Consider the following 7904-nt stretch of genomic DNA (forward strand, 5'->3'; position numbering starts at 1 on the left):
TTGCATACGTTTGCATCAAAATTAGTCATTGAAAGCCGGAAGAGGACTGAGACGATGCTGATCAAGAAAAACAAGACCCGTGCGGCGCTGATCGCGTTGCTGGCGCTCGGCAGCGCGGCCGCATGGCCGCGCGTGGCCAGTGCCGACACCGTGCTGCGCATCGGCATGACCGCTGCCGATATTCCGCGCACGCTGGGCCAGCCCGATCAGGGTTTTGAAGGCAACCGCTTCACCGGCCTCACCATGTACGACGCGCTCACCGGTTGGGACCTGTCCTCGGCCGACAAGGCGAGCGTGGTAATCCCGGGCCTTGCGACCGAGTGGAAGGTCGATGATGCCGACAAGACCAAATGGACCTTCAAGCTGCGCCCCGGCGTCACCTTCCATGACGGCTCGCCGTTCAATGCGGATGCCGTGGTGTGGAACGTCGAGAAGGTGCTGAAGCAGGACGCGCCGCAGTTCGACGCCAGCCAGGTCGGCGTCACGGCCTCGCGCATGCCGACGCTGGCCTCCGCCAAGAAGATCGACGACATGACGGTCGAGCTCACCACCAAGGAGCCCGACAGCTTCCTGCCGATCAACCTCACCAACCTGTTCATGGCGAGCCCGGCGAAGTGGCAGCATTTCTATGACAAGGCCGAAGGTGCCGACGCCAAGGCGAAGTCGCWGGCCGCCTGGACCGCGTTCGCCAAGGACGCCGCGGGCACCGGCCCGTGGAAGATGGCGAGCTTCACTCCGCGCGAGCGGCTCGAGCTGGTGAAGAACGCGAGCTACTGGAACAAGGATCGCGTGCCCAAGGTCGACAAGATGGTGCTTTTGCCGATGCCGGAGGCGAATGCGCGCACCGCGGCGCTACTCTCGGGGCAGGTCGATTGGGTCGAGGCGCCGGCGCCGGACGCGTTGCCCGAGCTCAAGCAGCGCGGCTTCAAGCTCTACGCCAACGAGCAGCCGCATGTCTGGCCGTGGCAGTTCTCGCGCGTCGAGGGCTCGCCCTGGAACGACATCCGCGTGCGCAAGGCGGCAAACCTCTGCGTCGACCGTGAAGGCCTCAAGGACGGCCTGCTCGCAGGGCTCATGGTGCCGGCGAGCGGCACGTTCGAGCCCGGCCATCCTTGGCGCGGCAGTCCGACCTTCCAGATCAAGTATGACAAGCCGGCAGCGCAAAAGCTGATGCAGGAGGCCGGCTTCGGCCCGAACAAGAAGCTCGAGGTGAAGATCCAGACCTCGGCGTCGGGCTCGGGCCAGATGCAGCCGCTGCCGATGAACGAGTATCTCCAGCAGGCGCTTGCCGAATGCTATTTCGACGTGAAGCTCGACGTCATCGAGTGGAACACGCTGTTCACCAACTGGCGTCGTGGCGCCAAGGATCCCAGCGCCAACGGCTCGAACGCGACCAACGTCACTTATGCGGCGATGGACCCGTTCTTTGCGCTGGTGCGCTTCCTGCAATCGGGTATGGCGCCGCCGGTCTCGAACAATTGGGGCTTCATCAACAATCCCAAGTTCGACGAGCTGGTGAAGAAAGCGCGCCAGACTTTCGACCCCTCCGCGCGTGATGCCGCGCTCGCCGAGCTGCACGCAGCCTCCGTCGACGACGCCGCCTTCCTCTACGTCGCCCACGACGTCGGCCCGCGCGCCATCAGCCCGAAGGTGACCGGCGTCGTGCAGCCGAAGAGCTGGTTCATCGACTTCTCGCTGGTGTCGATGAATTAGTCAGGTGGCCCTCGCTCTATCCACGCGTCATGCCCGGGCTTGACCCGGGCATCCACGTCTATCCACTTGCTCGGTCATTCCGGGGCGCCCGAAGGGCGAACCCGGAATCTCGAGCTTCCGGGTTCGATGCTACGCATCGCCCCGGAATGACGGAGTAAGAAGAACGTGGATGGCCGGGACAAGCCCGGCCATGACGATCGAGATATTTACGCACTAACCTGAGTAACCAAACGTGCTCGCCTATATCGCTCGCCGCATCGTCTACGTCATCCCGATCGTCATCAGCGTGGCGCTGGTGTGCTTTCTGCTCGTGCACATCACGCCGGGTGATCCGCTCGTTGCCGTGCTGCCGGCCGACGCCTCGCAGGAGCTCGCGGCGCAGCTCCGCGCCGCCTACGGCTTCGACCGGCCGCTGCCGGTGCAGTTCGGTCTTTGGCTGCTGCGCGCGCTCCACGGCGATCTCGGCAATTCCATTGCCACGGGCCGTCCGGTGCTCGCCGAGGTCATGCGCGCGGTCAGCAACACCGTCACGCTCGCGATTGCGGCCGCCATCATCGGCTTCACCATGGGCATCCTGCTCGGCCTGATCGCCGGCTATTTCCGCGAGACCTGGATCGACAAGGTCGCGACCTCCTTCGCCATCGCCGGCGTCTCGGTGCCGCATTACTGGCTCGGCATGGTGCTGGTCATCATCTTCTCGGTGCAGCTGAACTGGCTGCCCGCGGTCGGCGCCGGGCCGAACGGCTCCAACTCCTGGGCCTGGGACTGGGCGCATCTGAAATACCTGGTGCTGCCGGCGATCACGACCTCGGTGATCCCGATGGGCATAGTCACCCGCACCGTGCGCGCGCTCACCGGCGACATCCTCTCGCAGGATTTCGTCGAGGCGTTGCGCGCAAAAGGCCTGCACGAAACCGGCGTGTTCCGTCACGTCATCAAGAACGCCGCGCCCACCGCGCTCGCGGTCATGGGGCTTCAGCTCGGCTACATGCTCGGCGGCTCGATCCTGATCGAGACCGTGTTCTCCTGGCCGGGCTCGGGCTTCCTGCTCAATTCGGCGATCTTCCAGCGCGACCTGCCGCTGCTCCAGGGCACGATCCTGATCCTGGCGCTGTTCTTCGTCTTCCTCAACCTGCTGGTCGACATCGCGCAAGCCGCGATCGACCCGCGCATCAAGCGGGGCTAGCGGGATGAGGTGCCACACATTCGGTGTCGTCCCGGCGAGGGCCGGGACCCATAACCCCAGTAAGCGGTTGTGGGACGAGACGGCAACCACGAGTCCTCGCCAAACTACCTTTCGTGGATATGGGTCCCGGCCTTCGCCGGGACGACATTGGAAATTGCGGCAATGAGCGAGCTTCCGTTGTCAGCGACCGCCGATGCTGCGCTCCAGGCCGCGCCCGCGACCAAGGCGCGCGGCTATTGGGCGACCGTCGGCCGCCGCATCATGCGCGACAAGGTCAGCATGGCCTGCGCGCTGGTGCTGCTGCTGATCTTCCTGTCAGCGATCCTGGCGCCGTGGCTGGGTCTGGAAGACCCATACAAGGGCTCGATGATTCGCCGCCTCCGGCACATCGGCACAGTCGGATACCCGCTGGGCACCGACGAGCTCGGCCGCGACATGCTGGCGCGGCTGATCTATGGCGGGCGGCTGTCGCTCCTCATCGGTATCCTGCCCGTGATCCTTGCCTTCTGCATCGGCACATCGCTCGGCCTCGTCGCAGGTTATGTCGGCGGCAAGCTCAACACCGCGATCATGCGCACGATCGACGTCTTCTACGCCTTTCCGTCCGTGCTGCTGGCGATCGCGATCTCCGGCGCGTTGGGAGCGGGCATCCTCAATTCCATCGTGTCTTTGACCGTCGTGTTCGTGCCGCAGATCACTCGCGTCGCCGAAAGCGTCACCACCGGCGTGCGCAACATGGATTTCGTCGAGGCCGCGCGCGCCTCGGGTGCCGGAGCCTTCACCATCATGCGCGTGCATATCCTCGGCAACGTGCTGGGCGCCATCTTCGTCTATGCCACCAGCCTGATCTCGGTCTCGATGATTTTGGCCGCCGGTCTCTCCTTCCTCGGCCTCGGCACCAAGCCGCCGGAGCCGGAATGGGGCCTGATGCTGAACACGCTCCGCACCGCGATCTACGTCAATCCCTGGGTCGCGGCATTGCCGGGCGCGATGATCTTCGCGGTCTCGATCTGCTTCAACCTGCTCTCGGACGGCCTGCGTAGCGCCATGGACATCAGGAATTAGGCCATGAGCGAGAGCAATACATCTGTTGAAATGCTGGAGCCGGTCGAGGACCGCGGCGGCGTCGCGCAGCCGCTGCTCCAGGTCAACGGCCTGACCAAGCACTTCCCCGTCCGCGGCGGATTGTTCGCCGCGAAACGCACCGTGCGTGCGGTCGACAACGTCTCCTTCTCCGTCGCCAAGGGCGAGACCGTCGGCATCGTCGGCGAGTCCGGCTGCGGCAAGTCGACCACCGCGCGCCTCCTGATGCATCTGATGCCGCGCGATGACGGCGACATCGTCTATGACGGCATGACCGTCGGCCAGGCGCTGTCGCTGCGCGAGCTGCGCCGCGGCATGCAGATGGTGTTCCAGGATTCCTATGCCTCGCTCAATCCGCGCCTGACGATCGAGGAATCCATCGCCTTCGGCCCGAAGGTCCACGGCATGGCCGATGGCACGGCGAGGGCGCTGGCGCGCGAGCTGCTCGGCAAGGTCGGCCTGCGCCCGGAAAACTTCGCCAACCGCTACCCGCACGAGATTTCCGGCGGCCAGCGCCAGCGCGTCAACATCGCGCGGGCGCTGGCGCTGTCGCCGCGACTGGTGATCCTCGACGAAGCCGTCTCCGCGCTCGACAAATCCGTCGAGGCGCAGGTGCTCAACCTCCTTGCTGATCTCAAGCGCGAGTTCGGCCTGACCTATCTCTTCATCAGCCACGATCTCAACGTCGTGCGTTACATCAGTGATCGTGTGCTGGTGATGTATCTCGGCGAGGTCGTCGAGCTCGGCCCGGTCGACCAGGTCTGGGATAGCCCTGCGCATCCCTATACGCGCGCGCTTCTTGCGGCGATGCCGTCCTCGGATCCTGACAGGCGTACGGAAAAACCGCCGATCACCGGCGATCCGCCCAATCCGATCGATCCGCCCTCGGGCTGCCGCTTCCACACGCGCTGCGCGTTTGCGGAGCCGCTCTGCGCAAATGCCGCACCAAAGCTCACGGCGGTCGATACAATGGGCCACGAGGCCGCGTGCTACATGGCGATTCCGGGTTCAGGCCATAGCCGCGCGTCCGCAGGGGAAATCGCATGACAAGACCGACACCAAAAGAGATCAGGCCCATGGCGCAGATCGCCGGCGTTGCCGTGGATGACGAGATCGCAACGCGCATCTCCAACTCCATCGGACCCGCCTTCGAAGGCTTCGCCGCCATCGCCGGCACGCTGCCGTTCGACCTCGAGCCGTCTTCTTATGTGCTCGCGCAGACGCAGAAGGTGTCGAAATGAGCACCGAGCCTGCATTGATGACGCTCACCGAGGTCGCGCGTGCGATCGCGATGAAGCAGGTGTCCTCCCATGAGGTGACGCGCGCGCTGCTGCACCGCATCGCGCAGTGGCAGCCGCATCTCAACGCCTTCATGTCGATCGAATCGGAGGCGGCGCTGAAAGCGGCCGAGGCGGCCGATGCCGAGCTGGCCAAGGGCGAGGTGCGCGGACCGCTGCATGGCGTGCCGCTCGCGCACAAGGACATGTATTACGACGCCGGCAAGGTCTCGACCTGCGGCTCGCTGATCCGCCGCGATTTCGTCGCGGCGACGACCTCCACCGCCCTACAGCGGCTGAAGGATGCCGGCCAGATCCGCCTCGGCACGCTGCACCTCGCCGAATTCGCCTATGGACCGACCGGGCATAACGCCCATTACGGTCCGGTGCGCAATCCCTGGAACGTCGCGCATATCACCGGCGGCTCGTCCTCGGGCTCCGGCTCGGCGGTTGCCGCGCGCCTGACCTATGCGGCGCTGGGCTCTGACACCGGCGGCTCGATCCGCATGCCCGCGCATTTCTGCGGCGTCACGGGATTGAAGACCACCTGGAGCCGCGTCAGCCGCGCCGGCGCGATGCCGCTGTCGCAATCGCTCGACACGGTCGGCCCGCTTGCCCGCACCGCCGAGGACTGTGCGTTGCTGCTGGCGCTGATGGCCGGTCCCGATCCCGAGGATTCGACCGCGAGCCACGAGCCGCTGTCGGACTACGTCGCAGCGACCAAAGGCTCGCTGAAAGGCCTCAAGATCGGCGTGCCCGCGTCCTTCTACGTCGACGATCTCGACGGCGAGGTCGCGCGAGTGCTGGATGAGACCATCGCGGTGCTCAAGCGCGAGGGCGCCGAMATCGTCAAGGTCGAGCTGCCCGATCAGCGGCAATTGCAAGCGGCAAGCCAGCTCGTGCTCGCGGCGGAAGCCGCCGCCTTCCACAAGCGCTGGATGATCGAGCGCCCGCAGGATTATGGCCCTCAGGTGCTGATGCGGCTTCAGAACGGGCTTGCCGTGCCCGCCATCACCTATCTCGAGGCGATGCGCTGGCGTGGCCCGGCGCTCGCCGCGCACAATGCCGCAACCGCCGGCGTCGATGCGGTGATCGCGCCGGCGTCGCCCGTGCCGGCGCCGACGATCGAGGAGAGCRACGTCGGCGGCGGGCCGAACGCGCCGGCGTTGTTGCAGCGGCTGACGCTGTTCACCCGTCCTGTGAATTTCCTCGGCCTGCCGTCGCTGACCGTGCCGTCCGGCTTCACCAAGAGTGGCCTGCCGATCGGTATGCAGCTGATCGGCCGCTCCTTCGATGAAGCGACCCTGCTCACCATCGGCGCGGCGTTCCAGCGCGTCACCGAATACCACGATCGATTGCCGAAACTGCCGTCATGACAAAGCTCGTCGAGATCTCAGGCCTCAACATCCGATTCACCGGCGAGCGCACGGTCTACGCCGTGAACGACCTCAGCCTCTCGCTGGGAGACGGCGAGGTGCTGGGCCTGCTCGGCGAGTCCGGCTCGGGCAAGAGCGTGACCTTGCGCGCGCTGATGCGGCTGTTGCCGAAGAAGCGCACGCAGATCTCCGGTCGCGTCAACGTTCTGGGGCGCGACGTTCTCGCCATGAACGACGAGGAGCTCTCGTCGTTCCGCGGTCAGACCGTGTCGATGATCTTTCAGGAGCCCGCGCTCGCGCTCGATCCGGTCTACACCATCGGCGCGCAGATCGCCGAAAGCGTCGTGCGTCACGAAGGCAAATCTCATGCGGAGGGCAGGGCACGCGCGCTCGAAATGCTCGAGGTCGTGCGCATCCCCTCGGCCAGGCGCCGGCTGGACGCCTATCCGCACGAGATGTCCGGCGGCATGCGCCAGCGCGCGATGATCGCGCTGGCCCTCGCCTGTCGTCCCAAGATATTGCTCGCGGACGAGCCGACCACCGCGCTCGATGCCACCGTGCAGATCCAGATCCTGCTGCTGCTGCGCGAGCTGCAGCGCGAGTTCGGCATGTCCGTCATTTTCGTCACCCACGACATCGGCGTCGCCATCGAGATCTGCGACCGCGTCGCGGTGATGTATGCCGGCCAGATCGTGGAGCAGGGGACCTTGCGCGACATCGTCCGCACGCCGGTGCACCCCTATGCCAAGGGCCTGCTTGCCTCCACCATCCACGGCGCCAAGCGGGGCGCGCGGCTGGAGACGATCCCCGGCACCCCGCCCTCGCTGGCCGAAAAGCCCCACAATTGCTCCTTCGCCCCCCGCTGCGCCGCCGCCCAGCCGCGCTGCCTGGAGCAACTGCCTGCGAATGTGGAGGTGGGACCGGGCCGGGCGGCAAGGTGCGTGCTGGCGGAGCCGGTGGTCGCCACATAGCGCCAACCAGGCCGCTTCATCGCGAGTGTGCTGTCGATTTGACCGTGTGGGTATGAGCTGAGGTGTAGCCCCGCGCGCAACTGCGCTCCCTCCCCCTGGCGGGGGAGAGGGGTAGCCACGAACTCAAACCTCGCCCGCGGCTACCCCCCTCCCTGCCCCTCCCCCGCAAGGGGGAGGGAACGAGAGAGCGTTGCGCACCTCACTTCGAAATGCGCGCTCCGTCAAAAATCCTCTCCACCAACATCGCGTTGCCGTGGTTCACAAGGAGCGCTCGACCAGTAGCCGTTCTACTGTGCAT

Annotated in this window: 7 protein-coding genes; all 7 read left to right on the forward strand. The window is 65.8% G+C overall.

Translation table 11 applies throughout. The features are described 5' to 3' along the window. Positions 1-54 precede the first annotated feature (54 nt). The 7 genes from AC1D00_RS16920 to AC1D00_RS16950 all read left to right on the forward strand — a co-directional run bounded on the left by AC1D00_RS16920 (position 55) and on the right by AC1D00_RS16950 (position 7606). Positions 55-1713, forward strand: coding sequence for an ABC transporter substrate-binding protein (locus tag AC1D00_RS16920; RefSeq protein WP_477011461.1), 1659 nt, complete (start codon positions 55-57; stop codon positions 1711-1713). Positions 1714-1945: 232 nt separating this feature from the next. Next, entirely contained in the window at positions 1946-2899 is a 954-nt protein-coding gene (locus AC1D00_RS16925) for an ABC transporter permease (protein WP_014498430.1), read from the forward strand. Positions 2900-3061: 162 nt separating this feature from the next. Beyond that, positions 3062-3964 carry an ABC transporter permease subunit gene (locus tag AC1D00_RS16930; RefSeq protein WP_025575129.1) on the forward strand — a complete coding sequence of 301 codons (903 nt, stop codon included), beginning with the start codon at positions 3062-3064 and terminating at the stop codon, positions 3962-3964. A gap of 3 nt (positions 3965-3967) precedes the next feature. Next, entirely contained in the window at positions 3968-5029 is a 1062-nt protein-coding gene (locus AC1D00_RS16935) for an ABC transporter ATP-binding protein (protein ID WP_477011462.1), read from the forward strand. Continuing rightward, positions 5026-5223: a hypothetical protein gene (locus AC1D00_RS16940; RefSeq protein ID WP_025575125.1), complete on the forward strand. Its 198-nt coding sequence runs from the start codon at positions 5026-5028 to the stop codon at positions 5221-5223. The genes AC1D00_RS16935 and AC1D00_RS16940 overlap by 4 nt, the downstream gene beginning before the upstream one ends. Further along, entirely contained in the window at positions 5220-6635 is a 1416-nt protein-coding gene (locus AC1D00_RS16945) for an amidase (RefSeq protein ID WP_477011463.1), read from the forward strand. The genes AC1D00_RS16940 and AC1D00_RS16945 overlap by 4 nt, the downstream gene beginning before the upstream one ends. Continuing rightward, complete coding sequence (locus AC1D00_RS16950; protein WP_025575121.1) at positions 6632-7606, forward strand: oligopeptide/dipeptide ABC transporter ATP-binding protein; 975 nt, start codon at positions 6632-6634, stop codon at positions 7604-7606. Before AC1D00_RS16945 ends, AC1D00_RS16950 begins: the two co-directional genes overlap by 4 nt. Positions 7607-7904 lie beyond the last annotated feature (298 nt).

The sequence above is a fragment of the Bradyrhizobium sp. P2_E8 genome, from assembly GCF_056403875.1.

Coding starts and splice junctions, on each gene's coding strand:
- AC1D00_RS16930 (WP_025575129.1), top strand. CDS start 3,062: ATGAGCGAGCTTCCGTTGTCAGCGACCGCCGATGCTGCGCTCCAGGCC.
- AC1D00_RS16935 (WP_477011462.1), top strand. CDS start 3,968: ATGAGCGAGAGCAATACATCTGTTGAAATGCTGGAGCCGGTCGAGGAC.
- AC1D00_RS16940 (WP_025575125.1), top strand. CDS start 5,026: ATGACAAGACCGACACCAAAAGAGATCAGGCCCATGGCGCAGATCGCC.
- AC1D00_RS16950 (WP_025575121.1), top strand. CDS start 6,632: ATGACAAAGCTCGTCGAGATCTCAGGCCTCAACATCCGATTCACCGGC.